The organism is Nonomuraea muscovyensis (assembly GCF_014207745.1).
GTDB lineage: Bacteria > Actinomycetota > Actinomycetes > Streptosporangiales > Streptosporangiaceae > Nonomuraea > Nonomuraea muscovyensis.
The window spans coordinates 2,234,883-2,261,236 of record NZ_JACHJB010000002.1; the positions used below are offsets into that span (position 1 = coordinate 2,234,883).

The 26,354-nt window shown below is 71.6% G+C and carries 21 protein-coding genes; 6 read left to right on the forward strand and 15 right to left on the reverse strand.

What is annotated here, in order from left to right; genetic code table 11:
* The first annotated feature begins 14 nt into the window (after positions 1-14).
* Complete coding sequence (locus FHU36_RS27160) at positions 15-662, forward strand: TetR/AcrR family transcriptional regulator (protein WP_185086634.1); 648 nt, start codon at positions 15-17, stop codon at positions 660-662.
* Positions 663-719: 57 nt separating this feature from the next.
* Here the strand turns inward: FHU36_RS27160 and FHU36_RS46535 are convergent, their stop codons facing one another.
* Both FHU36_RS46535 and FHU36_RS27170 read right to left on the reverse strand, forming a co-directional pair.
* Positions 720-1,322: an aggregation-promoting factor C-terminal-like domain-containing protein gene (locus tag FHU36_RS46535; protein WP_312891855.1), complete on the reverse strand. Its 603-nt coding sequence runs from the start codon at positions 1,320-1,322 to the stop codon at positions 720-722.
* Positions 1,323-1,705: 383 nt separating this feature from the next.
* Positions 1,706-2,161, reverse strand: a complete 456-nt coding sequence (locus FHU36_RS27170) for an aggregation-promoting factor C-terminal-like domain-containing protein (protein WP_246502583.1) — start codon at positions 2,159-2,161, stop codon at positions 1,706-1,708.
* 186 nt (positions 2,162-2,347) lie between these two features.
* On the opposite strand from FHU36_RS27170, the gene FHU36_RS27175 reads away from it, so the two are divergent.
* Both FHU36_RS27175 and FHU36_RS27180 read left to right on the forward strand, forming a co-directional pair.
* Positions 2,348-2,833: a glutathione peroxidase gene (locus FHU36_RS27175; RefSeq protein WP_185086635.1), complete on the forward strand. Its 486-nt coding sequence runs from the start codon at positions 2,348-2,350 to the stop codon at positions 2,831-2,833.
* Positions 2,834-2,839: 6 nt separating this feature from the next.
* Complete coding sequence (locus tag FHU36_RS27180) at positions 2,840-3,640, forward strand: alpha/beta hydrolase (RefSeq protein WP_312891856.1); 801 nt, start codon at positions 2,840-2,842, stop codon at positions 3,638-3,640.
* 107 nt (positions 3,641-3,747) lie between these two features.
* Here the strand turns inward: FHU36_RS27180 and FHU36_RS27185 are convergent, their stop codons facing one another.
* Positions 3,748-4,809, reverse strand: coding sequence for a LacI family DNA-binding transcriptional regulator (locus FHU36_RS27185; protein ID WP_185086636.1), 1,062 nt, complete (start codon positions 4,807-4,809; stop codon positions 3,748-3,750).
* Positions 4,810-4,988: 179 nt separating this feature from the next.
* Here FHU36_RS27185 and FHU36_RS27190 point away from each other — a divergent pair, with 179 nt between their 5' ends.
* Positions 4,989-6,203, forward strand: coding sequence for an ABC transporter ATP-binding protein (locus FHU36_RS27190; RefSeq protein WP_185086637.1), 1,215 nt, complete (start codon positions 4,989-4,991; stop codon positions 6,201-6,203).
* Between the two features lie 224 nt (positions 6,204-6,427).
* On the opposite strand, the gene FHU36_RS27195 is transcribed toward FHU36_RS27190, so the two are convergent.
* Positions 6,428-7,330 (reverse strand): PaaX family transcriptional regulator C-terminal domain-containing protein, encoded by a 903-nt coding sequence (locus FHU36_RS27195; RefSeq protein ID WP_246502584.1) that lies wholly within the window; start codon positions 7,328-7,330, stop codon positions 6,428-6,430.
* Between the two features lie 86 nt (positions 7,331-7,416).
* Between FHU36_RS27195 and FHU36_RS27205 the strand changes: the two genes are divergently transcribed.
* On the forward strand, positions 7,417-9,078 hold the full coding sequence (locus FHU36_RS27205; RefSeq protein ID WP_185086640.1) for an acyl-CoA dehydrogenase family protein: 1,662 nt from the start codon (positions 7,417-7,419) through the stop codon (positions 9,076-9,078).
* Between the two features lie 42 nt (positions 9,079-9,120).
* Here FHU36_RS27205 and FHU36_RS27210 read toward each other — a convergent pair whose 3' ends face one another.
* Complete coding sequence (locus tag FHU36_RS27210) at positions 9,121-9,873, reverse strand: SDR family NAD(P)-dependent oxidoreductase (protein ID WP_185086641.1); 753 nt, start codon at positions 9,871-9,873, stop codon at positions 9,121-9,123.
* Positions 9,874-10,075: 202 nt separating this feature from the next.
* Here FHU36_RS27210 and FHU36_RS27215 point away from each other — a divergent pair, with 202 nt between their 5' ends.
* A complete protein-coding gene (locus FHU36_RS27215; protein WP_312891857.1) occupies positions 10,076-11,089 on the forward strand; it encodes an endonuclease/exonuclease/phosphatase family protein in 1,014 nt (337 codons plus the stop codon).
* Between the two features lie 23 nt (positions 11,090-11,112).
* On the opposite strand, the gene FHU36_RS27220 is transcribed toward FHU36_RS27215, so the two are convergent.
* The 10 genes from FHU36_RS27220 to FHU36_RS27265 form a co-directional block, all read right to left on the reverse strand.
* Positions 11,113-11,412: a hypothetical protein gene (locus FHU36_RS27220; protein ID WP_185086642.1), complete on the reverse strand. Its 300-nt coding sequence runs from the start codon at positions 11,410-11,412 to the stop codon at positions 11,113-11,115.
* Between the two features lie 41 nt (positions 11,413-11,453).
* Positions 11,454-12,281: an MBL fold metallo-hydrolase gene (locus FHU36_RS27225; RefSeq protein WP_185086643.1), complete on the reverse strand. Its 828-nt coding sequence runs from the start codon at positions 12,279-12,281 to the stop codon at positions 11,454-11,456.
* Positions 12,282-12,300: 19 nt separating this feature from the next.
* Complete coding sequence (locus FHU36_RS27230; RefSeq protein ID WP_221496597.1) at positions 12,301-13,560, reverse strand: NAD(P)/FAD-dependent oxidoreductase; 1,260 nt, start codon at positions 13,558-13,560, stop codon at positions 12,301-12,303.
* 99 nt (positions 13,561-13,659) lie between these two features.
* Positions 13,660-15,363 (reverse strand): aa3-type cytochrome oxidase subunit I, encoded by a 1,704-nt coding sequence (gene ctaD, locus FHU36_RS27235; protein ID WP_185086644.1) that lies wholly within the window; start codon positions 15,361-15,363, stop codon positions 13,660-13,662.
* A 178-nt stretch (positions 15,364-15,541) separates the two neighbouring features.
* Positions 15,542-19,054 (reverse strand): S8 family serine peptidase, encoded by a 3,513-nt coding sequence (locus FHU36_RS27240; RefSeq protein ID WP_312891858.1) that lies wholly within the window; start codon positions 19,052-19,054, stop codon positions 15,542-15,544.
* A 264-nt stretch (positions 19,055-19,318) separates the two neighbouring features.
* The gene (locus FHU36_RS27245; protein ID WP_185086645.1) at positions 19,319-21,235 is read right to left on the reverse strand and encodes an Ig domain-containing protein; all 1,917 of its coding nucleotides are present in this window, start codon (positions 21,233-21,235) and stop codon (positions 19,319-19,321) included.
* Between the two features lie 9 nt (positions 21,236-21,244).
* Positions 21,245-22,147, reverse strand: a complete 903-nt coding sequence (locus FHU36_RS27250; protein WP_185086646.1) for a carbohydrate ABC transporter permease — start codon at positions 22,145-22,147, stop codon at positions 21,245-21,247.
* The gene (locus tag FHU36_RS27255; RefSeq protein ID WP_185086647.1) at positions 22,144-23,025 is read right to left on the reverse strand and encodes a carbohydrate ABC transporter permease; all 882 of its coding nucleotides are present in this window, start codon (positions 23,023-23,025) and stop codon (positions 22,144-22,146) included. The genes FHU36_RS27250 and FHU36_RS27255 overlap by 4 nt, the downstream gene beginning before the upstream one ends.
* Positions 23,025-24,389, reverse strand: a complete 1,365-nt coding sequence (locus FHU36_RS27260) for an extracellular solute-binding protein (RefSeq protein WP_185086648.1) — start codon at positions 24,387-24,389, stop codon at positions 23,025-23,027. Before FHU36_RS27260 ends, FHU36_RS27255 begins: the two co-directional genes overlap by 1 nt.
* Before the next feature lie 11 nt (positions 24,390-24,400).
* Positions 24,401-26,293 (reverse strand): glycoside hydrolase family 127 protein, encoded by a 1,893-nt coding sequence (locus tag FHU36_RS27265; RefSeq protein ID WP_185086649.1) that lies wholly within the window; start codon positions 26,291-26,293, stop codon positions 24,401-24,403.
* Positions 26,294-26,354 lie beyond the last annotated feature (61 nt).

Consider the following 26,354-nt stretch of genomic DNA (forward strand, 5'->3'; position numbering starts at 1 on the left):
CAATAGAATGAGCTATGACCACGGAGCCCCTGTCCAGGGCGCGCATCGTCGCGGCGGCGATCGACCTGATCGAGCGTGAGGGCGCCGACGCGGTGTCCATGCGGCGCATCGCGGCGGAGCTGGGCGTCGGAGTGATGTCCCTCTACAACCACGTGCCCAACAAGGACGCGCTGCTGAGCGGGGTCGCCGAGGCCGTGATGAGCGGGATCGAGTTCACCGACGACCCGGACGCGCACTGGAGCGACCGGGTGCGGATGCAGGCGCGCGCCTTCCGGCAGATCGCGCACCACTACCCCCGCTCGACCATGCTCGTGGTCAGCCGCACGCTCCACTCCAGCGCCGGGCTGCTGCCTGTCGAGCGGGCGCTGGCCACGCTGCGCAGCGCCGGGTTCGACGGCGTCGACGCGGTGCGGATGCTGCGGATGTTCATCGCCTTCATCGTGGGCTCGCTGCTGCGCGAGGTCGGGGTGACGCCCACGTTCGCGCCGCCCCAGCAGCGCGCGGTCGACGCCGAGCAGGTGGACGAGACGTTGTTCCCGCACGTGAGCGAGCTGGCTCCGCTGCTCGGTCACTGCGACCACGAGGCGGAGTTCGAGTTCGGGGTGGAGTTGCTGATCTCGGCCATCGCCGTGCATCCGGCGCGCGAGGAGGGCCCCCGGTAGCCACCGGGCGCCCTCCTGCCTGGTCCGGGCAGCCGTTCCTTCCCCTGAACGGCTGCGTCAGTACCAGTTGTGCGCCTGGAAGTGGCCCCAGGCGTCGCACGGCCGGCCGTACCTGCCCTTGATGTAGGTCAGGCCCCAGCGGATCTGCGTCTCCGGGTTGGAGCGCCAGTCATGGCCCGCCCCTTGCATCTTTCCCCCCGGGAGCGCCTGCGGGATGCCGTAGGCGCCGGAGGAGCTGTTGTAGGCGCGGTGGTTCCAGCCGCTCTCCCTGGTCCACAGACTGTCCAAACACTGGAACTGCCGGTAGGACCACGATCGCCGGACGACGTGGTCCAGGGCGATGTCCTTGTTGCGGCTCTGGGGATCGGCGGTCCTGAGCCGCTTGACGACCCGCGGCCTGGTGGCCGTCCGCCAGGTGCGGACCCTGATGACCGGCGCCTCCCAGACGTTCTCGTGAACGACCGTCTGGTCGCCCTCGGCGCGGGTCTCGGCGCGGGCCTCGGTGTGGGCTTGGGCGCGGGCCTCGGTGTGGGCTTGGGCGCGGGCCTCTGTGCGGGCCTCGGCGTGGGCCTCTGTGCGGGATTCCATCGTGGTGGCGCCGAGCGCGGTGGCCGCCGCCATCGTGGCGAGTGTGCTGCGCAGCACGCGTTTGCTGTCCAAAGCCGTCCTCACTGTCGGGTCGCGTGCGGACGTGCGCCGACGGTGTTGGCCGCCGACGCCCTGCCGGTCCGCGTCCGTGGCTCGGACGAGGAGGGTCCGCGCGGCCCGCTTCGGGATCTGAGCGACCGCCCGATCGAACTGGGCGGCCCGAAGGGGCCCGCGACGTGTCCTCTAGCGGGTTTCTATTACGGACAGTGACGGCACGTCACACACTGTGACACGCGGCGGACAGATGTTTACCGGACGGTTCTCGATCGATGGCCGTCTCGCTGGGCCGCCATGGCGCGGCCCGGCGGCGCGATGGCCCGGTCTTGGCCGGACACGGGCGCGGGCATGGCATGGACGGTCCGAGGCGGCCCGGGGCGGCGTTGACCGGCGGGGGATCAGTACCAGTGGCGCGACCGGAAATGCGCCCAGGCGCCGCACGGCGTGCGGTAGCGCTGCTTGATGTAGCCGAGGCCCCAGGCGATCTGGGTGCGGGGGTTGGTGCGCCAGTCGCGGCCCTTGGTGGCCATCTTGCTGCCGGGCAGCGCCTGCGGGATGCCGTAGGCGCCGGAGGAGCCGTTGGCGGCCCGATGGTTCCAGCCGCTCTCCCTGTGCCAGAGCTTGACCAGGCACCTGTACTGGGACCTGGTCCAGCCGCGCTTGGCCACCATGGCCTTGGCGAGGGCCTTGTTGGCGGTGACCTTGGTGGCGGTCTTGGTGGTGGCCTTGGTGCTGGTGGCCTTGTTCCGGACGCTGGTCGCCTGGGAGCTCTGCGCCTGCGCGGCGGTCGCCCCGCCTGCCGTCACGAGGGTGGCGGACAGGAGCAGGACGCCGGTACGGCGGAGCATGGGCATGCGGACGCCTTTCAGACGGGTTCGGGGATCGCGCCACCCTGCCCGACTGACGGCGTTTATGGCGAATTGACCATGGAACGATAGATCCAAGGCAAAGAAGGCTCTATCTCCGTGTTCAGGGCTTTTGTCGGAAAAATGTGGACCTTGTCACAAAACGGCGACGCGGGCGTTCTGTAGGGTCGGATCATGAGCCTTCGTGACATTCCGCTGCACACTCTCGCCGGGACGCCCACCACCCTGGACGCCCTCGCCCCCGGCCAGGCCGTCCTCGTCGTGAACGTGGCCTCCAAGTGCGGTCTCACCCCGCAGTACGCGGGCCTCGTCGAACTCCACCAGCGCTACGGACCGCGCGGTTTCAGCGTGGTCGGCATGCCGTGCAACCAGTTCATGGGCCAGGAGCCCGGCTCGGCCGAGGAGATACAGGAGTTCTGCTCGACCACGTACGGCGTCGACTTCCCGCTGCTGGAGAAGGCCGACGTCAACGGCGCCGACCGGCACCCCCTCTACACCGCGCTCACCGAGACGCCCGACGCCGACGGGGAGGCGGGCGACGTGCAGTGGAACTTCGAGAAGTTCCTGCTCGACCGCGACGGCACCGTGGTGGCCCGGTTCCGCCCCGGCACCACCCCGGCTGACCCGGCCGTCACCTCGGCCGTCGAGAAGCTCCTCTGACCGCCGGTGAGCGCGACGGTGGCCCGCGGCGCGCTCGTGGTGCTCGCCGTCCTCGTCGTGCTCCTCGGTCTGCTGTGGGTGTTCCAGCGATCGCTGATCTACCTGCCGGACCGGGGGCCCGTGCCGCCGGCCGGCACCGTGGTCACCGGGGCCCGCGACGTGTCGTTCACCACCGACGACGGGGTGCGGCTCGGCGCCTGGTTCGTGCCGGGCGAGCGCGAGGTGACCGTGCTCGTCGCGGGCGGGAACGCGGGCAACCGGCTGCACCGCGCCCCGCTGGCCCGCGCCCTGGCCGCGCGCGGGCTGCCGGTCCTGCTGCTGGACTACCGCGGCTACGGCGGCAACCCCGGGCGGCCCACCGAGGAGGGGCTGCACCTCGACGTGGTCGCGGCGCGCCGGTTCCTCGGCGACGTCCCGGTGATCTACTTCGGTGAGAGCCTGGGCGGGGGCGTGGTGACGCGACTGGCCACCGAACGGCCGCCGGACGGGCTGGTGCTGCGCTCGCCGTTCACCGACCTGGCCGCGGCGGGCCAGGCCAACTACCCGTTGCTGCCGGTCCGGCCGCTGCTGCGCGACCGGTTCCCGGTCACCGGCCGCATCGCCGCCGTCCGGGTGCCGACCGTGGTCGTGTACGGCACCGCCGACACGATCGTGCCGCCGGAGCAGAGCCGGGCCGTCGCCCGAGCGGCCGGCGGGCCGGTGACGGTCGTCGAGGTGCCGGGCGCCGGCCACAACGACCTCCGACTCCTCGACGGGCCCGAACTCGTGAACGCCGTGGTCGAGCTGGCCGGCCGGGTCCGCCGCTGAGCACCCGGCGGGTCTCCTCGCGGGTGCGGGCGAGTCCCGGACCGGACCCGCCGGCCGGCCTGCGAGGCGGGCCTCGACGTCGAGCTGTGCACGCGGGCGTGACGGCGTCAGCGGCGGGGGCCGCAGCTGCCGCGGACGATCAGCTCCGTGGGCAGCACCACTCCGCGGGGGCGCCGGCCGGTGCCGCGCAGCACCAGCTCGGCCGCGCGGTAGCCGATGTCGCGGCCCGGCTGGGCGATCACGGTGAGCGGGGGCGAGCACAGCTCCGCCCAGGGGACGTCGTCGTACATCACCAGCGAGACGTCGCGCGGCACCCGCAGGTCCAGCTCCCTGGCCGCGAGCACGGCCGCCTCCCCCAGCACGTTGCCCGCCGCCAGCACGGCCGTCAGGTCGGGACGGCTCTGGAACAGGCCGGAGGCCGCCGCGTACGCCGAGTCGCGGCTGCCGGTGGCGAAGACCACCAGCTCCTCGTCCACCGGGGAGCCCACCGCCTCGCGGAAGGCCGCCACCCGCCGGTCGTGCCCGGGGCCGCCGAGGAAGGCGATGCGCCGGTGGCCGAGGCCGCGCAGGTAGCGCACCGCCGTACGGATGCCCGCGCGGTCGTCGGCCAGGACGGCGGGGACGTCCGCGACGGCGCGGCCGGGCGAGGGTGAGGGGATTCCGTCGAGCAGCATGAGGTCGGCGGTGGAGCCGGGCAGGTCGTCGTCGGCCGGCGCGCCGGGCAACCGGTCGGCGAAGACCACCGTCACGCCCGCCCTGGTGACCGGCAGCCAGGTGTCGGCGCCGCCCGACGGGACGGCGATCACCCGGTCCACGCTCTGCTCCAGCAGCATGCCGACCAGCTCGGCCTCCTGCTCGGGGTCGTCTCCCGTCGAGCCGAGCACCACCGGCTCCCCCGCCGCGCGGGCGCACGCGAGCACGCCTTCGGCGACCTGGCCGAAGAACGTGTCGGTCAGGTCGGGCACGAGCAGCCCGATGCCGCCGGTGCGGCGCTGGCGCAGGTTGCGGCCGAGCGCGCTCGGCCGGTAGTCGAGCTGGGCGGCCACGGCCAGCACCCGCTCCCTGGTCTCCGGGCTGGCCGAGCCGCCGGACAGCACCCGCGACACGGTCGCGACACCCACCCCGGCCGCCTCGGCCACGTCCTTGATGGTGCTTCGCCTGGCTTCCATGGAAACGATTCCATCATGCTTTCCACACCACCGGAACCCCGGGCGGTCCACAAAAGCTGGTCACGTCGAGACTCTTGACACCCATGGTCCATTTCGGGTGAGATGCTTGAAAACGTATCCACATGAGCGGGCATCCGCACAACACCCCGGGCCACCGCCCTGGACCTCAAAGGAATGTCATGGCATCCATCGTTCTGACCAATGTCGACAAGGTCTACGCCGGTGGCGTGAAGGCCGTGAACGGGCTCAACCTTGAGATCAAGGATGGCGAGTTCATGGTGCTGGTCGGCCCCTCCGGCTGCGGCAAGTCGACCGCGCTGCGGATGATCGCCGGCCTGGAGGACATCAGCGGCGGCGAGATCGCCATCGGCGACAAGGTGGTCAACCACCTGCCGCCGAAGGACCGCGACATCGCCATGGTCTTCCAGAACTACGCGCTCTACCCGCACATGACGGTCGAGGAGAACCTCGCCTTCGGTCTCAAGCTCCGCAAGATGCCCAAGCCGGAGATCCAGAAGCGGGTGACCGAGGCCGCCAAGATGCTCGGCCTCGAGACCTACCTCAAGCGCAAGCCGGCCGCCCTGTCCGGTGGCCAGCGCCAGCGTGTCGCGATGGGCCGCGCCATCGTCCGTGAGCCGCAGGCCTTCCTCATGGACGAGCCGCTGTCCAACCTGGACGCCAAACTCCGCGTCTCCATGCGCGCCTCGCTCAACACCCTGCACGAGCGCCTCGGCGTCACGACCGTCTACGTCACGCACGACCAGGTCGAGGCCATGACCCTCGGCGACCGGGTCTGCGTCCTGCGCGACGGTCTGCTGCAGCAGGTCGACACCCCGCAGAACCTGTTCGACAAGCCGGTCAACCTGTTCGTCGCGGGCTTCATGGGCTCGCCGTCGATGAACTTCGTCACCGCCGAGCTGGTGCGTGACGGCGGCGCGGCCGTCGCCTTCGCCGGCATCAAGCTGCCGATCCCCGACTCCACCTTCACCGACAAGCCGGGCCTCGACCAGTTCATCGGCAAGAAGATCATCCTGGGCATCCGCCCCTCCGACTTCGAGGACGCCGCCTCCGCCGGCAGCCACGCCGACGGCTGGGCCACCCTGCCGGTCAAGGCCGAGGTCACCGAGGAGCTGGGCTCCGAGATCAACGTGCTGTTCCTCATCGACGCCCCGCCCGTCGAGCACAAGGACACCGTCGCCGCCGCCGACACGGGCGACGACGAGGAGGCCGCGCTGCCGCTCGTGGGCGACAAGTCCCTGTGGACCGCCCGTGTCAACGCCCGCAGCCACGCCCGTCCCGGCCAGAACATCGACCTGGTCCTCGACACGCACAACCTGCACTTCTTCGACCCGACCTCGGGTCTGGCGATCGGCCACCCGGCCAACGTCAAGTAGCCCCCACCGGATGTCGGTCACGAGCCCGCTCGTGACCGACCGGGCCCCCACCGCGACCCCCTCCCGCGGCGGGGGCCCTTCCTTTTCCGGCACGGGGCTTTCACGGGCACCCGGCTCACGGGCACCCAGCTCACGGGCACCCGGCTTTCACCGGCACCGGGCATTCACCGGCACCAGGCATTCACGGGCACCGGACCCTCGGGGCTGTCGGGCTCGGGGGTGGGTCAGGTGGCGGTCCGGGCGAGGGTGGTGAGCTCGTGCCGGTAGGCGGCATGGGTGGCGCGCAGGGCGGCGGCCGGCCAGCCGAGAGGTAGCAGCGGCTCGGGCAGCACCGGGTCGGTGAGCAGGTGCCGGACCATCGCGGCGACGACGGCGAACCGGTCGGCGGGCGCCGTCACCTCCCCGTAGGCGGCCAGGAGGGCGTGCCCGGCGGCGGCCCAGCCCTCCAGGTCCCACAGGGTCCCGGCCGGCTCCGCGGCGGACGGCTCGGGGCGGCCCGTCCAGCGCTGGACGAGTGGCGCCAGGTGGCCGGGCCACGATCGGGTGAGGTTGGCGGGGCGGGTCCAGACCCCCTCGCGGAGTTCGGCGAGCCGCAGGGCGGCCAGGTCGGCGCGCAACTGGGCACGCTCGGCCGCGCCGCGCCCGGTGGCGGTGACGACGGCGAGCTCCCAGGCGCCGTCCCAGGCGTGCACGGCGGGGTCGATGGCGGCGTCCTGGCGGCGCTGGCGGTGCAGGAGCCGATCGCTGAGGCGGTAGACGCCGCCGGTGCGGCGCAGATCCCCGGCGGCCACCATGCGGGTGAGCGCGACCCGCAGCGTCGCCCCGGAGATGCCGAAGGGCTCGACGATCCGGACGAGCGCGTGGACGGGCAGTTCGGCAGGATGCGAGCCCAGCAGCAGGCTCAGCACGACCGACCGCGCCGACAGCGGCCGCAGGCCGGCCGGCACATCGACCACCCCGTCGACCACCCCGTCGGCCGCCCTGTCGGCCGCCCTGTCGGCCGTTCTGTCGGCCGTTCTGTCGGCCGTTCTGTCGGCCGTTCTGTCGGCCGTTCTGTCGGCCGTTCTGTCGGTCGCGGCCCCGCGCCGGGTGCCGGGTGCGGTGGGCGGGGTTCCCTTCGTCGGCATGCAGCCATTGTGCCCGGCCGAGAACGCGCCGATCCGTCCCGTATTACATACTTGCTGCGATCGCGCATACTTCGTAACATCGGCCCATGGTGAGAACACTGGCGGACGGTTCGGCCGCCACGCACGAGGTGACCAACCAGCCGCCTCCCCTGCCGCCCTACGACGCCTCCGACGACACGGCCCTGCTGGAGGGGCTGCGCCGGGAGGGCGCGGGCTGGGCCGAGGCGGACGTGCGGCGCGTCGGCCGGCTGGCGGGGGGCCCGGAGGCGCAGCGCTGGGCCGAGGACGCCAACCGGCACGAGCCTGAGCTGCGCACGCATGACCGGTTCGGCCGGCGGATCGACGAGGTGGAGTTCCATCCGAGCTGGCACAGCCTGATGCGGGTCGCCGTGGCCGAGGGACTGGGCGGCGCCGTCTGGGCGGACGGCCGGCCGGGCGCGCACGTGGCCCGGACGGCGACCGGGCTGGTGTGGGGACACACCGAGGCCGGTCACCTCTGCCCGATGGCGATGACGTACGCGGCCGTGCCCGCGCTGCGTCACCAGCCGGACCTCGCGGCGGTGTACGAACCGTTGCTGGCCGGCCGCGTCTACGACCCGGGCCTGGCGGTGCCGTCGGGCAAGCGGGGCCTGCTGGCCGGCATGGGCATGACCGAGAAGCAGGGCGGCTCGGACGTGCGCACCAACACCACGCTCGCCACGCCTGCCGGCGAGGACGGCGTGTACACGCTGCGTGGCCACAAGTGGTTCACCTCGGCGCCGATGTGCGACGTGTTCCTGGTCCTGGCGCAGGCGCCCGGCGGCCTGTCGTGCTTCCTGCTGCCGCGCGTCCTGCCCGACGGCACCCGTAACGTGTTCCGGATCCAGCGGCTGAAGGACAAGCTCGGCAACCGGTCCAATGCCAGCAGCGAGCCCGAGTTCGACGGCACGGTGGCCTGGCTGGTCGGCGGCGAGGGCCAGGGCGTGAAGACGATCATCGACATGGTGAACCTGACCCGCCTGGACTGCGTGATGGCCACCGCGACGCTGATGCGCAAGACGCTGGTGGAGGCCGGGCACCACGCCCGGCACCGGGCGGCGTTCGGCGGGCGGCTGCTCGACCAGCCGCTCATGCGCAACGTGCTGGCCGACCTGGCGCTGGAGTCCGAGGCGGCCACGGCGCTGACGCTGCGGCTGGCCGGGGCGACCGACCGCGCGCTGGCCGGCGACCCGGGTGAGCGGGCGCTGCGGCGGATCGCGACCGCGGCCGGCAAGTACTGGGTGACCAAGCGCGGACCGGCGTTCACCGCCGAGGCGCTGGAGTGCCTGGGCGGCAACGGCTACGTGGAGGAGTCGGGGATGCCCCGCCACTACCGCGAGGCGCCGCTGCTGTCGATCTGGGAGGGGTCGGGCAACGTCAACGCCCTCGACGTGCTGCGCGCCCTGGCCCGGGAGCCCGGCACCCTCGACGCGCTGTTCGGCGAGCTGGCCCTGGCCCGGGGCGGCGACGCCCGCCTGGACGCCGCGGTGGCGCGGCTGCGCGACGACCTGGCCGACACCGACGGCATCCAGGCACGGGCCCGGCTGCTGGTCGAGCGGATCGCGCTCGCCCTGCAGGGGTCGCTGCTGGTGCGGCACGCGCCGCCCGCCGTCGCCGACGCGTTCTGCGCCACCCGGCTGGGCGGCGACTGGGGCCACGCCTACGGCACCCTGCCACGCTCGGCCGACGTCACCGCGATCCTGGACCGCTCCCTGCCCGGCGACCGCTGACCGCCGCCACCGGGGCCGGAGGGCGGCGGGACGGCGGTGGGGTCAGCGGCGACCGAGGCGGCCCGAGACGGCGGCGACCACGCCGCGCGGCACGAACCTGCCCACCGCCACGATCGCCTTGTAGCGCAGGTCGGGCACCGACACCGTCCGGCCCAGCGCGAGGTCGCGCATGGCCTCGTTCACCACGTCGTCGGCCTTGAGCCACAGGAACCCCGGGATCGTGGCGGCGTCCATGCCGGCGCGCTGGTGGAACTCGGTGCGCACGAAGCCGGGGCACAGCGCCATGATCCTGATCCTGGGGTGGCCGATCTCGGCCGCGGCGGACTCGCTGAAGTTGACCACCCACGCCTTGGAGGCGCTGTAGGTGCCGCGGGTGAAGAACGCGGCGACGGAGGCGACGTTGATCACCGCGCCGCGGTCGCGTTCCCTCATGGCGGGCAGGGCGGCGAGGGTGAGCCGCAGCACGGCCTCGCAGTGCAGCTTGAGCATGCGGACCTCGTCCTCGACCGGCACCGTCGGGAACGAGCCGGGGTGGCCGAACCCCGCGTTGTTGACGAGCAGGTCGACACCGTCACGCAGGCGGCTCTCGACCCGGGCGAGGCCGTCCTCGGTGGCGAGGTCGGCGCCGAGCACCTCGACGCTCACGCCGTACCTGAGCTTGAGCTGGTCGGCCACCTCGGCGAGCCGGGTCTCGTCGCGCGCCACGAGGACGAGGGAGAACCCGTCGCCGGCCAGCCGCCGGGCGAAGGCGGCGCCGAGACCGGCGGTCGCGCCGGTGATCAGTGCGGTAGGCATGCCAGCACCCTAACTCCCCCGCTCCCCGGCGGAGACTCCCACCGGCGGCCACCTGAGAGAGTTCCCAGGAAGCGCACCGGTGTTCGCCCAGCTCAGCTCGTTCCACGGCCGGACACCGCGGGGAGGCGCACGCGGCCGTCCTGCGCAGCGTCTATGGTCGATCGCAGAACGTAGGCGGATCGAGCGAGGGCGGGCGGATCGGGTGAGCATCACGGCCGACACGCGCGGGGTGGGCGGGCAGGACAGCGGCGACGGCGCGCCGGCGGCGACCCCACGACGCCGACGCCGACGCCGGCTGTCGTGGGCGGTTGTCACGTTCCTGGCCCTGTGGGCGGTCGTCCGGCTGGGCGGGCTGGAGTGGGGCTGGTTCCTCACCCAGCTGATGACGTTCACGCCGTACGCGGTGGTCCTGTCGGGGGCGCTGGCGGTGCTTCTGGGGCTGCGGCGCAACCGGCCGGCGGCGGTCGTGGCGCTGGTCACGTGCGTCGCGCTGGCGTTCGCCGTCGTGCCGCGGACGGTGCGGGCCGCCGGGGCGGCGGGCGGCACCCCGCTTCGGGTGCTGACCGTCAACCTGTTCTCGCGGGCCGACGCCGAGGCGGTCGTACGGCTGGTGCGGGAGTACGAACCCGACGTGTTCAGCGCGCTGGAGATCACGCCGGAGAAGGTCGCCGAGCTCGACGCGGCGGGCCTGGCCGGGCTGATGCCGCACCGCGTGCTGCAGCCCGGCCAGGGCCCCAAGGGCAGCGGCCTGTACGCCAGGCACCCGCTCACCCCGCTGGACGGGCTCTTCACGCCGATCGGGCACAACATGCCCGCGGCGACGGTGAGCCTGCCGGGCGGGGTGAGCGCGCAGGTCGTGGCCGTCCATCCGAACCCGCCGCTGGCCGGCCGGGCCGCCGATTGGAACGCTGCACTCGACGCGCTGCCCCCGGCGTCCGGCGACGTGGTGCGGGTGCTGGCCGGTGACTTCAACGCCTCCCTCGACCACCGGGCGCTGCGCGACCTGCTGGACCGGGGCTACGTCGACGCGGCCGACCAGGCGGGCGAGGGGCTGGTGCCGACCTGGCCGAACAACCGGCCGATCCCACCGATGATCACGATCGACCACGTCCTGGTGGACCGGCGGGCCTCGGTGGACGGTGTGAAGGTCCTCGACGTGCCCCGTACCGACCACCGGGGTGTCCTCGCCGAGCTGCGCCTGCCCGCCGGCCCGTAGCCGCCCCCGCGCGATGGGACAGGTCAGCCGGCCGCCTGCCAGACCGACTCGAAGGCGGCCTCGGTGATCTCGGTGAGCTCCCAGATCTCCAGCGCCTGGTCGGTGAGGAAACCGTGCTCGTCCTGCAGATGGCGCCACCAGTAGCGGTGGGCGGCGCCCCGGGGGCCGATCTCGATCTGCCGGATCGCCCAGTGCTCGCCGTCGCCCTCGACGCTCTCGAACAGCCATGTCCCGCCGTCCTCGTCGGCGCCGTGCCAGTGGCGGCGGGGGGCGCCGGACTCGGCGAGCTGCTTGACCAGGGGGCCGCGGAGATCGGGAAGCACGACCACACTGTAGCCAGCCAGAGCGGTGGTCACGGCGGTGGTCAGCCGGGACGGCGGGCGGCGGGCCGGACGGGCAGGGTGTAGGTGTCGCCCCGGGCGAGGCGGATCACGCGGTCGGCGTTGCCGGTCTGCCGCATGTGGTCGAGGAAGTCCGCCAGGGGCGAGGAGAAGACCGTGTAGTCGTCGTGGTGGACGGGCAGCACGCGCTCGGGGCCGACGAGGTCCACCCAGTCGGCGCCCTGCCGGCCGTCCATGGAGATCTGGAAGGCGCCCAGCAGTTTGGTGCCGCCCAGGTGGACGATGCCGACGTCGAGGTCGGGGAAGCGTTCGGCGATCTCGCGCAGGCTGCGGTCGAGCATCGTGTCGCCGCTGATGTGCAGGCGCAGGTCGATGCGGCCCTCGCTGCGGAACTCCAGGACGCTGCCCATGACGGGCGGCAGCAGCGCCTCCACCGCCCCGTACGCGTGCCGGGCGGGCACCGAGGTGATGGTGAGGGCGCCGCGGGCGTTGCGCAGGCTGTACTCCTCCCAGGTCTTCAGGCCGACGGCATGTTCGAAGCCCTGGCGGCGCAGCCTGTGGGCGGCGTGCGGCGTGGTGACGACGGGGGTGGCGCGGTCGAGGCCATGACGGGCCACGTCGTCCCAATGGTCGCCGTACAGGTGCGACAGCACGACGGCGTCGAGCGGCGGCAGGTCCTCGATCTCCAGGGCGGGGTCGGTGAGGCGCCGGGAGCGCAGGCCGTGGCCGAGGCGGGCCCGCTCACCGCGGTGCAGGAAGTTGGGGTCGGTGAGCAGGGTGAAGCCGTTGTAGCGGATCAACGTGGTCGCGTTGCCGATGAAGAGCACGCTGCCGTGGTCCGCCCTGTCCATGACGCCTCCTCCAGGATGATCACTCGGCGACCGAGGCGGCGCTGCGGCGCGGACCCAGGTAGCGCCAGAAGAAGTCGACGAGCACGGTGATCCGGTTGCGCCCGCCCAGCAGGTACGCCACGTGCACGAAGATCCACACCAGCCAGGCGATCAGGCCCCGCATGGTGCGCCCGTTGCGCAGTTGCACGACCGCCTCGGCGCGGCCGACGATCGCCATGATGCCGGGGTCGCGGTAGGAGAACGGCTTGAGTGGCCGGCCCTGCGCGGCGGCGAGGATCTGCCGGCCCACGTGCTTGCCCATCTGGACGGCCGGCTGGGCGAGCTGCGGCAGCGGGTCGGGAGGCAGCGCCAGGTCTCCGGCGACGAACACCTCGGGGCGCTCCTCCAGGTTGAGCGCCTCGGTGACGACCACCCTGCCACCCTTGCCCTGCGGCAGGCCGCACTCGGCGACCTCGTCCGGGGCGGTGACGCCGAGCGCCCAGACGGTGGCGTCGCTGTGCAGCCGGGTGCCGTCGGCGAGCACGACGGCCTCCGGCTCGACCGCCGCGACCGTGCTGCCGAGCCTGAGCCGCACGCCGCGCTCGCGCAGCGCGTGGGCGGCGGCGTCGCGCAGGCGCGGCTTGTACGGCGCGAGCACGTAGTCGAACCGCTCGACCAGGGTGACGCTGGTCTGGTCGGGCTTGATCTCGGGGTGGGTGAGCGGCAGCGTCCGGCGGCGCAGCTCGGCCATCGTGCCGGCGATCTCGACGCCGGTGGCGCCGCCGCCGACGACGACCACGTGGCCGGTGGGCCGCTTGCCCTCGGCGATCTCCTCCAGGCAACGCTGCAACCGCCTGCGCAGCGTCACCGCGTCCCGCACGCCGTACAGCGGCATGGCGTGCTCTTCGGCGCCCTTGATGCCGAGCCAGTTGGTGGTGACGCCGCTGGCGAGGACGAGGTAGTCGTAGTCGATCGCGGTGCCGTCGTCGAGCTCCACCCGCTTGTCGTCGAGATGCAGCTTGCCCAGGCCCGCGACGCGGACCCGCAGGTTGGGGTACTTGCCGGCGAAGGCCCGCAGCGGGTACGACGTGTCCGCGGCGCTGAGCCCGGCCGTGGCGACCTGGTAGAGCAGCGGCTGGAAGGTGGTGTAGGGGTGGTGGTCGACGAGCGCGACCAGCGCGCCGCCGCGGGCTAGCTCGCGGGCGGCGTTCAGCCCGGCGAACCCCGCGCCCACCACCACGACGCGCGGCCTGGCGGGCCGCTCCGCCGGCCTGCCGGGGCGGGTTCTCAGGCGCTTCACGGGGTCCATCACCTGGGCCATGACAAACCTTCCCTCCGACGGTCGTCCTCAGGGTTGCCTCTGGCACGAGACGAGACCGTTAAACCACTTCGTCCCGCTTCATGGCTGTTTCTCGCGCTGACCGGCTTCGACGGCTCGCCGCTGTTGCTCCACGGCCCGGGGATGGTGCAGGTCGAACGCGGGCCGCTCGGAGCGGATGGTCGGGATGAAGGTGAAGTTGTGCCGGGGCGGCGGGCAGGAGGTGGCCCACTCCAGCGAGTTGCCGAACCCCCAGGGGTCGTCCACGGTCACCCGCGGCGCGTGCCGGGCCGTCTTCCACACGTTGTAGAGGAACGGCAGCGTCGACAGGCCCAGCAGGAACGCGCCGATCGAGGAGAGCTGGTTGAGCGCGGTGAACCCGTCGGCCGCGCCGTAGTCGGCGTAGCGGCGCGGGAACCCGGCCACGCCCAGCCAGTGCTGCACCAGGAACGTGGTGTGGAAGCCGACGAACAGCATCCAGAAGTGCACCTTGCCGAGCCGGTCGTCCAGCATCCGCCCGGTCATCTTCGGCCACCAGAAGTAGAAGCCGGAGAACATGGCGAACACGACCGTGCCGAAGACCACGTAGTGGAAGTGGGCCACCACGAAGTAGGTGTCGGTGATGTGGAAGTCGAGCGGCGGCGAGGCCAGGACGACGCCGGTCAGCCCGCCGAGCAGGAACGTCACCAGGAACCCGACGGAGAACAGCATGGGCGTCTCGAAGGTCAGGTGCCCCCGCCACATGGTGCCGATCCAGTTGAAGAACTTCACCCCGGTCGGCACGGCGATGAGGAACGTCATGAACGAGAAGAACGGCAGCAGCACCTGACCGGTGGGGAACATGTGGTGCGCCCACACGGTCATCGACAGCCCCGCGATGGCGATGGTCGCCCCGACCAGCCCCACGTAGCCGAAGATCGGCTTGCGCGAGAACACCGGGATGACCTCGGTGACGATCCCGAAGAACGGCAGCGCGATGATGTACACCTCGGGGTGCCCGAAGAACCAGAACAGGTGCTGCCACAGCAGCGGCCCGCCGTTCGCGGCGTCGTAGACGTGCATGCCGAACTTGCGGTCGAGCTCCAGCGCCAGCATCGCCGCCGCCAGCACCGGGAAGGCCATCAGCACGAGCATGCTGGTCAGCAGCGTGTTCCAGGTGAACAGCGGCATCCGGAACATCGTCATCCCGGGCGCCCGCATGCAGATGATCGTGGTGATGAAGTTGACCGAGCCGAGGATCGTGCCGAGGCCGGCCAGCGTCAGCCCCATGATCCACAGGTCGCCGCCGATGCCCGGGGAGAACGTCACCGTCGACAGCGGTGTGTAGGCGAACCACCCGAAGTCGGCCGCCCCGCCCGGCGTGGCGAACCCCCACATCGTGATGATCCCGCCGAACATGAACAGCCAGTACGCCACCGCGTTCAGCCGCGGGAACGCCACGTCCGGCGCGCCGATCTGCAGCGGCATGATGACGTTGGCGAACCCGGCGAACAGCGGCGTGGCGAACAGCAGCAGCATGACCGCGCCGTGCATGGTGAAGAGCTGGTTGTAGACCTGGGCGCTGACGACCTGCAGGCCCGGCTCCAGCAGCTCGGCCCGGATGAACATCGCCATCAGGCCGGCGATGAGGAAGAACGCGAACGACGTGACCAGGTAGAGGTAGCCGATCACCTTGTGGTCGGTGGTGGAGAGCCATGCGGCGATCACCGCGCCCCTGCGCTGCCTTTTGACAGGAGCCAGCGGCGAGGTGAGCGGCTCGCCGGTCGTGGGCTTGTGTGTCGTCACCGCGATCTCCCCTCGCGCGACCCGGCACGCTCCCGTGCCGCATTCACGTGGGAATACCCCGGACTGTCCAGGTCTATGGTCAAGGTCCGGCCGACCCTCGTTAAGGGCCGCCCCAAAACGGGACCCGCCCCGCCGCCCCGACCGGACGGCGGGGCTGCGGGGCGGACCGGGATCGGCGTCAGGACGCGTTGCGGTCCGGACGCTCGGAGACGCGGATCGCGTTCACGATGGGCGAGCCCTCACGTGTGGCGAAGCGCAGGTTGAGCTGGCCGTCGGTGACCTCCACCGTGTACTGCCTGCTGACGGCCGTGTACGTGCCGACCTCCAGGGCCAGGTCCAGTGCCGGCAGCACGAGCTGTCCCTCGGCCAGCACGTCGAAGACGCGCTTGCCGATCTTCGTCGACCGGGTGTCGGCGAAGCCGAGCTCGATGGTGTAGGTGCCGGCCGGGACGTTGTCGAAGCGGTATTCGAGCATGCCCTCGCGGGCCGTCCTGAACAACGCCTGGTCGTCCGTGCCGGTGATGGTCCTGGACGTGGAGTGCGTCCGGTTCTGGGTGGCGACGTAGCCGTGGCCGCCCTGGGCGTACTTCCGGTCGGCCGTCCAGGAGTCGCCGGCGGCGTCCACCAGACCCCTGCTCGCGCCGACGTCCACGGCGACCTGGTGCTTGGGCACCACGACCGACACCTTGACCTCGATGACCGGCTGCCGGCCGCTGGCCGAGCGGATGACCAGCTTGCCGGTGCGGACGGTGCCCGCCTGGACTCCGGCGCTGGAGACGGTCACCTTGAGCGCGGCCTGCTGCCCCTTGGCCAGCTCGCCCGCCGCGGGCGTCACGCCGAGCCAGCTCGACACGGGGTCGGCCGTGACGGTGTAGGCGGTCGGCGAGCCGAGGTTGGTCAGCTCGAAGGTGCGGCTGCGGCTCGCCTCGCCCGGCATCACCACCGTGAGCTCCCCGAGCGAGGCGCTGACCCGGCCGGTGACCAGCGCGGTGTCGATCCTCGCCGGCGCGGCAGGGGTGACGGTGACGGGCTTGGTGAAGGTGCCGTAGTGCTCCTTGGACACCTCGACCTCGTAGTCGCCCGCGGGCACCTGGCCGTAGAACGCGCCGTCGGCGCCCGTGGTCAAGGTGGCCACGTCGCCCACCTTGACCGTCGCGCCGGGCAGCGGGTCGCCGTCGTTGGCGTCGGTGACGACACCGGTGACGAGGCCGTGCCGGCTGGCGGTGAAGGTCAGGCTCATCCCGTCGGACAGGGCGGCCTCCTCGTAGGAGTAGAGCATCGCGTCGGTGCCGGTGGCGTTCTCGACGCCGACGGTGGCGCTGGTGCCCTGGTCGCGCTGGCTGTCGACGCCCTTGTAGCGGTAGCTGACGGTGCCGTCCTCGCCCAGCAGGGCGACGAAGGAGATCCGCTGCGCGGTGTCGTTGTAGTACTTGACGTTGCGCCACTCGATGGCGAACTGCCGGTGCGGGGCGGTGCCGACGACCGCGGTGTAGACGCCGCTCTCGGCATCGGCGACGAGGTCGTCCCAGTACGGGTAGACGGCGTTGTTGGGCGTGCCCGTGGTCGGGATGCGGCCGTTGCTGCCGCTGACGACGCGGTCGGCGGCGAAGGTGGCGAAGCCGTTGGTGCTGATCCACGCCCTGCTCTGGCCGGTGCCGTAGAAGGGCACCGGGAAGGGCAGGGTGACCTGCTGGGCCTCGTCGTCACCGGTGAGTGCCAGCTTCTCGGTGCCGGCGACGTACGGCTCGGCGCCGCTCTTGCAGGTGTAGCCGAAGTTGTCGCCGCGCAGGCCGAGCTCCACGTCCTGCGTCTGGTCGCCGCCGAGGGTCAGCCCGACGGACGCGCCGCGGGCGCAGCGGGAGCCGGGGGTGACGACGACGGTGTACTCGCCGTGCGGCAGCGTGAGCCGGTAGCGGCCGGCGGCGTCGGTGACCGTGCTGACCGGCGTGCCGGAGGCCGCCACGGTGGCGCCCGCCTCGGGCGTGCCCGCCGTGGTGACGGTGCCGGACAGGACGGCCTGGGGCTGCCGGGCCATGGTGACGTCGGCGGTGGCGCTCTGGCCGGCGACGACGGTGGCCGTCGCGGTGCCGCGGGCGTAGCCGAACTTCTCGGTGGAGATCTCGTACTCGCCCGGGATCAGCCGGGGCACGGCGTAGCGGCCGTCGGCGCCGGTGACGACGGTGCGGGTCAGCGGGCCGGTGATGGCGACCGTGGCGCCGGCCACGGGGGCGCCGCCGGAGGTGACGGTGCCGGCGAGGTCGCCGACCTGGTCGGCCGGGGCGGTCCGGACGGCGGCGTAGGCGTCGAGACGGCCCTCGCCCCAGACGTTGTTGTCGGCCGCGGTGCCGCCGCAACTGGTGTCGGAGACGTCGATCGCCGTGGTGTCGAGCAGCGGCCGGGTCCCCGCGACGTCACCCTGCAGGGCGGGCGCGGCCGACCAGATCAGCGCGACGGTGGCCGCCACGTGCGGGGAGGCCATCGACGTGCCGGTGTAGGAGGCGTACGAGCCGCCGGGCACCGAGGAGCGGACGCTGACGGCGGGGGCGGAGATGTTGGGCTTGATCTCGCCGTTCTCGCCCTCGCCCTTGCTGGAGCGGTTGTAGAGCGCGTTGTTGACGTCGAACCCGCCCGCGCTGTAGCTGGTCGCGTACTGGCCGGGCGAGCCGCTGGTGCGGCAGGCGGGCCCCTCGTTGCCGTTGGAGAAGGCCGGGAAGATACCGGCGGCGACCCACGCCTCGACGGTCTCCTTGTACCAGGGGTCGAAGCCGTCGCCGCCCCAGGAGTTGTTGACGATGTCGGGGGCGAGGTCGGGGCGCGGGTTCGCGCCGCTCAGGTCGGTGGGGGCGAGCACCCACTGGCCGGCGGCGAGCAGCGAGGCGTCGGTGCAGGTGTTGAGCTCGCAGCCCTTGGCGGCGACCCACTTGACGCCCGGCGCGACGCCGATGCCGTTCGCGCCGGCCATGGTGCCCATGGTGTGGGTGCCGTGGCCGTTGTTGTCGCACGGCGCGGAGGTCGGGCAGACGCGGGCGGGGTCGAACCAGTTGTAGTCGTGGTCGAGGACGCCCTCGGCGCTGCGGCCGCGGTAGGAGGCGGCCAGGTCGGGATGGTCGAACTGGACGCCGGTGTCGATGTTGGCGACGACGATGCCCTCGCCGCGGTTGCCCAGTTCCTCCCACACGCGGGGGGCGCCGATCCGGTCGATGTTCCACTCGACGGCGTTGACCTTGGCCTCGGCCTTGGCCGGGTCGGGCTTGGGCAGGGCCACGGCGCGGACCGGCTCGATGCTCTTGACCTCGTCGAGCCGCGCGATCTCGGCGGCCAGCTTGGGCCCGGCCGTCACCTGGACGGCGTTGACGATCCAGAACGAGGTGTAGTCGGCGTCCTGCGCGTCCAGCAGCTTGCGCAGGCCGGCCTGGGACGACGTCGCCTTGGCGGTCTTGGCCTCGTAGACGAGCTCGGCCTTGTCGTCCTTGGTGCTCGCCCGGCGGGCGGCGCCGAGGTCGGCCGCGCCCTTGAGGCGTACCCAGAAGGTGGATTTGCCGTCCTCGGCCAGCTCGGCCTGGACGGCGGCGTTGATCTTGTCCGGTTCGGGGGCCGCGTGGGCGACCCCCTGCGGGAGCGTGAGGGTGAGGGCGGCGATCATCCCGGTGATCCCGGTCAGGATCGATCGCCGGCGGGGGGTGTGCGGCACATGCGCTCCTTCATGCCCGGCGGGGATCGCCCACCGGGGTAGAGCTGATCTTTACGCCTACGGATGAAGGGTGAAGTGATCATGGCCGCTTTGCAAGAGCCTTGGCACAACAAGACTGGACATGTCATGAAATGTGATCTGGTCAGGGCGAGTGTCATGACCTTCTAGCGGACGGCGAGGATGTACGCCCTGGTCACGGGGGTGCTCAGCTTGTCGTGATCCCTGGGTCGCACCGTGACCGTCGAGGTCCGGCCGCCGCCGGGGTCATCCGTACGCCTTGACTTCGAGCAGGCCGACCGAGCCCTGGCCGCTCTCCAGCGCGACCCGCAGCCGGGTCGTGGTCACGCCGGTGAACGTCACCCGGTTGTAGGCGTCCGGCGCCCGCGGGTAGGCGCCCGGGATGTCCACGTAGGCGGTGCCGTTCCACTGCTGGAGCTTCCAGGAGGCGGGCACCCGCACCCCGCCGCCGTCGTCGAAGAAGTACACCTCCGCCGACCTGACGGTCTGCGCGGACGGCCAGGTCAGGTCGGCCCACTGGGCGCCCGTCTGCGGCCAGGTGCCCCAGCGGGGGTTGGCGGTGTCGTTGGACCGGGCCGGGTCCACGCCGTCGTTGATCGCCGCGACGCTCTCCCACGGGGAGGTGTACGAGGCCGACGCGGTGGCGGAGGCGGCCAGGTTGGCGCCGCCCGAGCCGCCCACGACGAGCTGGAACGTCCGGGTCACCGGGGTGCTCAGCTCGTCGTAGTCGCGCAGGCGGACGGTGAAGCCGAAGGTCCCGGCCGTGGTGGGGGTGCCGCTGACGGTTCCGGTGAAGCGGTCGAGACTGAGCCCGGGGGGCAGCGCGCCGCCGGTCACCTGCCAGTCGTAGAACGGGACGCCGCCCTTGGCCGTGAGCGTCTGCCGGTAGACCTGGCCGGGCGTCGCCTGGGGCAGCGCGGTGGTGACGATGGCCGGTTCGAGGAACGGGGTGAGGTTCCGGTTGAGCTTCCAGCCGGCGTTCTCGGCCACCAGCAGGGCCAGCTTGGTGAGCATCCACCTGCGGGTGGGGAACAGGTGGGTCCAGCCGCCGCTCTGCCCGCTGAGGCGGTCCCAGGAGCTCTCCTCGCCGGGGATGTGGTAGCTGGTGTCGAGCGGCACGGCGTGGCCCTGGTAGCGGATGACGTCCTGGTCGCCGGCGCCCTGGTCCGCCACGTAGGAGCGCATCCCGGCCCAGTCGCTGTGGAAGGCGACGGCGTGGCCGTACTCGTGCATGACCAGGCCGTGCACGTCCAGCACGGAGCCGCGGATGTCGGTCCGGTACCAGTCCTCGTCGGCGAGGGAGGTGAAGAGCTGCTTGTTCGCCTCGTCGTACTCGAGGATCATCGCGGTCGAGCGGTGGATCGGGCCGGGGACCTGCTGGCCGCCCCGGGTGTGGTAGCGGCCGTTGTCGGCGGGGTAGCCGGTCGAGTACGGGGTCTGGATGCCGCGGAAGTGGACGTACATGCCGTTGTAGGCCCGGTCGTTGGTGACGTCGACGGTGTTCTGCCAGTCGTTGCCCGGCAGGTGGTTGGTCTCCGCGCCGGCCGGGACCGTGTCGAACGGCTGCAGGTCGAAGAACCTGAACCAGTCCTTGACCGCCTCCTCGGAGGCGGTGCGCACGGCGGGGTCGGAGAAGTATCGGGTGATGGTGTCGTGGCGGTAGTCGAAGGTGACCGGGACGGTGGGTTCGAGGGCGGTCTTCTGGTCCTGCTGCACCATGATCGGCATGCTCTGCTGGTGCGTCGCGCCGGCGGCGTCCCTGATCGCCAGCCTGAGCGTGTGGAACTCGTCCTGACCGGGCGCCCGCCTGGAGTGGATGGCGAGCCGGAACACCTTCGACTCCGAGGCGGCGGCGAAGGTCAGGGTCTTGGTCGCGCCCGTGGCGGTGAGCTCGCTGGGCAGGTCCATCATCAGCCGGGAGGTGCCCTCGGCCTTGAGGTCGATCGTGACGGGGAACCGCGCGTCCTGCGGCGGCCTGACCGTGAGCTTGACGTACGGGTTGGCCAGGTAGCCCTCCCAGTCCACGAGCCGGACGCCGAAGTCGTTGACGGTGCGGCCGAACAGGTCGACGACCTGCGCCGCCGACAGCGCGTGCGCGGGGCGCGCGCCGACGGTGGTGATGGAGGTGAGCAGGAGCAGGACCGCGACGGCTAATCGCTTCATGGCAGCCTCTCAGTTCTTGATGCCGGTGAGGGTGACCCCTTCGATGAAGTAGCGCTGCAGGAAGAAGAACAGTGCGATGATCGGGGCGATCATGGCGGCCGAGGCGGCCATCAGGTAGCCCCACTGCGTGATGAACAGGCTCTGGAACGAGGCCAGCCCCAGCGAGAGCGTGTACTTCTCCTCGCTCTGCAGGTACAGCAGCGGGCCGAGGAAGTCGTTCCAGGTGCCGATGAACGTGAAGATCGTGACGACCACGATGGCCGGCTTGGACAGCGGCATGACGACCGTCCAGTAGACGCGCCACGGGGACGCGCCGTCGATGTAGGCGGCCTCGTCCAGCTCGAACGGGATCGTCAGGAAGAACTGCCGCAGCAGGAACACGTTGAACACGCCGCCGCCCGCGCCCGCGAACCAGGCCGGCACGGTCAGCGGGGCGAACGTGTCGATGGCGCCCAGCCGTTCCCACATGACGAACGTCGGGATGATCGTCACCGCGTACGGCAGCATCACCGCGCTCAGCAGCGCCGCGAAGACGACGTTGCGGCCCTTCCAGCGCAGCCGCGAGAAGCTGAAGGCCGCCACCGAGCAGGTGAACACGGTGCCGATGACGCAGACGACCGCGATGATCACCGTGTTGAGCAGGTAGAGGGCGAACGGCTGGGCGGTGAGCGCCTCGCCGAAGTTGGACCACAGGAAGGGCCGCGGGATCCACTCCGGCGGGGCGACGAACATCTGGCTGTCGGCCATCAGCGCGCTGCGCACCAGCCACACGAACGGCAGGATCGTCGGGATCGCGCCCAGCAGCAGCCCGGCGTACAGCAGGACCCTGCCGTACCTGCGCGGCCGGCGCAGGCCGGCGGTCGGCGCGACGCCGCGGGGGCGGGTCTTCTCCGGCGTGGCGAGCGCGGTCATCGGGCGCCCGCCATCTCGTAGTAGACCCAGCGGCGCGCGTTGCGGAACATCAGGAACGTCACCACCATGATGATCATGAACAACACCCAGGCCAGGGCACTGGCGTAGCCCATCTCGCTCTCGGTGAAGGCCTTGCGGAAGATGTAGTAGACGTAGAAGAGCGTGGAGTTGTTGGGCCCGCCCTCGGTCATCACGTACGCCTGGGTGAAGACCTGGAAGGTGCCGACGACGCCCACCACCAGGTTGTAGAAGATCGTCGGCGTCATCATCGGCAGCGTCACGTGCCAGAAGCGCCGCCACGGGCCGCCGCCGTCGATCGAGACCGCCTCGTACAGGTGGCGGGGCACCCCCTGCAACCCGGCCAGGAAGATCACCATGGTGTTGCCGAAGCCCCAGGTGCTCATGATGATCAGCGACGGGATCGCCGTCGTCTCGCTGTAGACCCACTGCGAGGTCGGCAGGCCGGCCTGGCGCAGCAGCGAGTTGAGCAGCCCGAAGTCCGGGTTGAAGATCCAGATCCAGAGCACCACGTTGGCGATGGCCGGCACCAGTGTCGGCAGGTAGAAGATCGTCCGCCAGACGGCCAGGCCGCGGGCCTTCTGGTTGAGCAGCATGGCGACCGCGAAGCTGACGACGAGCGTGAGCGGCACCGCGCCGAGCGTGTAGTAGGTGGTGACGCCGAGCGACTTCCAGAACAGCTCGTCGTCGGCGAGCCCGACGTAGTTGTCCACGCCGACGAACGTCGGCTCGCCGCCGATCTGCCACTCCGTCAGGCTGAAGAACAGCGAGGCGATCATGGGGCCGACGGTGAAGACGACGAACCCGAGGATCGCCGGCAACGCCATCAGCAGGCCCCAGCGCGCCTCGTAGCGCCGCATCAGACCTCCTGCGTGTGCTGCCAGCCCTGCAGCATCGAGGTGATCTTGGGTGCGGCCTGCTTGAGCACGTCGGCGGCCGGCCGCTTGCCCGACTCGATCTCCTGCAGCGCCGGGGTGAGCACGTCGCTGGAGATCGCCGACATGTTCTTGACCCGGTTGCGCAGGTCGGGCAGGCCGTGCTCGCGGGCGTAGTCGACGACCGCGGTCCTGAACTCCGGCGGGTGCTCGGCGTTCTTGGTCCAGGAGTCCACGGCGGCCTGGTCCTCGTAGTACTTCCTCTCCTGCGGCATCCACAGGCCCTGCTTGAACAGGTCGACGTAGCGCGGGTCGTTGTGGAAGGCCAGCAGCTCGACCGCCTCCTCCACGTGCTTGCCGCCGGCGAACACCGCCGTGGCACCCGCGACCTGGCTGGCCGTGAACGGCTCGCCGTACCTGGGCAGCACGCCGATGCCGTAGTTCACCTTGCTCTCGTTCATGTCGAGCAGCGACCAGTGTCCGTCCACCACCATGGCCACCCGCTTGGTCTTGAGCAGGATGTTGGTGCCCGGCACGTCGTCGCCGGTGGCGGCGAGCTGGCCGGGGCCGGGCATGACGCGGTGCTTGTAGATGAGGTCCTGCAGGTTCTGGAACACCTTGACCGCCTCGGGGCTGTCCAGCAGGCAGCGCCTGCCGGCCTCGTCGGCGAAGTCGGCGCCGTTGCTGCGCAGGAAGCCGTACCAGGCGGCGCCGTAGGTGATGCTGCTGGAGATGCCGAACTGCCTGACCTGCTTGGGGTCGAAACCGGACTCGTCGGGGTGCTTGCCGTTCTGGTCGACGGTCAGCTTGTAGGCGTTCTCGACGAGCTGGTCCCAGGTCCAGGCGGAGGCCGCGGCGGCGGGCGGCGGCGCGATGCCGGCCTCGGCGACGGCGTCCTTGGCGTACCAGAGCAGCTCGATCTCGTTGGCCGTGGCGAGGCCGTGCAGGTTGTCCCGGGCGGCCCACAGGTAGGCGTCGGGCAGGTAGCCGGCGAGCTGCGGGTACTTCTTCAGGTACGGGAAGAGGTTGACCAGCTTGCCCTGCTCGGCCAGCCGGAAGGACATGGCCATGGGCACGTAGCCGACGTCCGGCACCCGGCCGCTGGCGACCAGGGTGTTGAGCTTGACGTCGTACTCGTCGGGGGTGAACAGCGGCTTGACCTTGACGCCCGCGTTCTTCTGCTCGTACTGGCGCAGCATCTTCTCCACGGCCTTCTGCTCGAAGGTGGAGCCCCAGTACATGAACTGCAACTGCGTGCCCGGCGCCGAGCCGCCACCGCCGCCGCACGCGGCGGCGGCCGCGCCGAGCGCCGCGAGCCCGCCGATCCTGAAGAGGTCACGTCGATTCATCGGGTGGTTCCTTACGCGAGGGGCAGCCAGACCCGCATGGCCCCCGCACCCCGGTTGTCCCACTGGTAGTAGGGGACGGCCGTGGCGGTGACCCGGGTGCTGGTCGCGAGTCCGGTGGGGGGTGTGCTCGTGTAGGGCAGGCCGCGGGACGGCTGCGTGATCGCGACGGCGTCGGCCTCGATGAGGACCGTCCGGCCGACGCCGTCCAGGTGCTCCTCGGGGACGACCCGCAGGGCGGCACCGGGGACGAGGGCGAGCTCGTCGAGGTCCACCGGCTGGTCGGCCTGCTCGAAGCAGTAGACGATCGGCCCGCGCTCGACGGCCGCGCAGCCGCGCACCGCGTCGATCCGCCGGTGCGGGTGGGTGAGCCGCGGGGTCAGGTCGAGCCGCAGCTCGACCGTGTCGCCGGGCCGCCAGGTGCGGGTCAGCACGGTGTAGCCGCGCTCGCCGGGCGTGACGGGCGCGCCGTCGACGGTGGTGGCGGCGCTCCACGCGGGGACGCGCAGCGCCAGCGACCACTCGCCGGCGGGAGCGCGTTCCACGGTGAACGTCACCCGGCCGTCCCACGGGTAGTCGGTGGACACCCTGAGAACGAGGTCGCCGGAGCGGATCACGCCCGGCACGTACTGGTGGACCTGGGTCGCGCGACCGGCGGTGGTCGCGACGTAGTGGCCGAGCGAGGCGACCGTGCGCATGATGTTCGGCGGGCAGCAGGCGCAGGCGAACCACTCGCGCCGCCGCCCGAGGTAGGCGTCCTCGACGGTGTCGTCGCGGCGCTGCAGCGGGTTGACGTAGAAGAAGCGCAGCCCGTCGGCCGAGGTGGAGGCCGCGAAGGCGTTGTAGAGGACGCGCTCGATCAGGTCGGCGTAGCGGCCGTCGCCGGTGGCCAGCAGCAACCGCCAGTTCCAGTGGACGCTCGCGATGGCGGCGCAGCTCTCGTTGTAGGCCCGGTCCGGCGGCAGCTCGTAGCGCTCGCCGAACGCCTCGCCGTCGTGGCGGGAGCCGACGCCTCCGGTGAGGTACATCTTGGTCGCGACCATGTCCTCCCAGCGGCGCACCGAGCATTCCAGCAGCGACTCGTCGCCCGTCTCCAGGTAGACGTCGACGATGCCGGCCTCCAGGTAGAGCTGGCGCACGGCGTGGCCCACCGGGGTGTCGGCCTCCCGGACCGGCAGGTGGTCCTGGGCGTACAGGGGGCCCATGCCGCTGTCCTTGATCAGGCCCTTGCCGCGGTTGTCGATGAGCTTGCCGGCCAGCTCCAGGTACGTCCGCTCCCCCGTGACCCGGTAGAGCTCCACCAGGGCCGTCTCCACCTCGGCGTGCCCGTCGATGCCGTCGTCGCCGCCGGTGAGGAACACCGCCACCAGGTGGTCGGCCAGCCGCCGCGACACCTCCAGCAGCCGGGGGTCCCCGCCCGCCCGGGCGCTCGCCACGGCCGCCTGGAACAGGTGGCCGGCGCAGTACATCTCGTGGCTGTACTCCAGCTCGGCGTAGATCTTGTCCGGTTTGACCACCTGGTAGTGGGAGTTGAGGTAGCCGTCGGGCCGCTGGGCCCGGCCGAGCAGGGCCGCCGACCCGGCGATGAACTCGGGGTAGCCGGGGCCGGGCCGCCTGGCGTGCTCCCAGGCCACCGCCTCCAGTTGCTTGTACAGGTCGGAGTCCTGGAACCGGTAGCCCTGGTAGGCGCCGTCCGCCTCGCCCGCCGCCCGGCGCAGGTTGGGCACGGCGCCCGCGCGTTCCATCTGCTCCAGCCCGAGGGGGATGCTCGCCTCGCGGTTGATCCGTTGCCAGCGTCCCAGCGGGCCGCCCGTGATGTCGACGTCGCCGACGCCCAGGGGGCGAAGCACCGCCCTGGAGCTCTCGGTGGGTACGGCCGGACCGCAGACCTGAGGGGAGTCAGCCATGTAGCCCCTTCACGTGCCAGGAGGAAAATTAGGAATAGGTTTTCCTACGGGGAACGTAGAA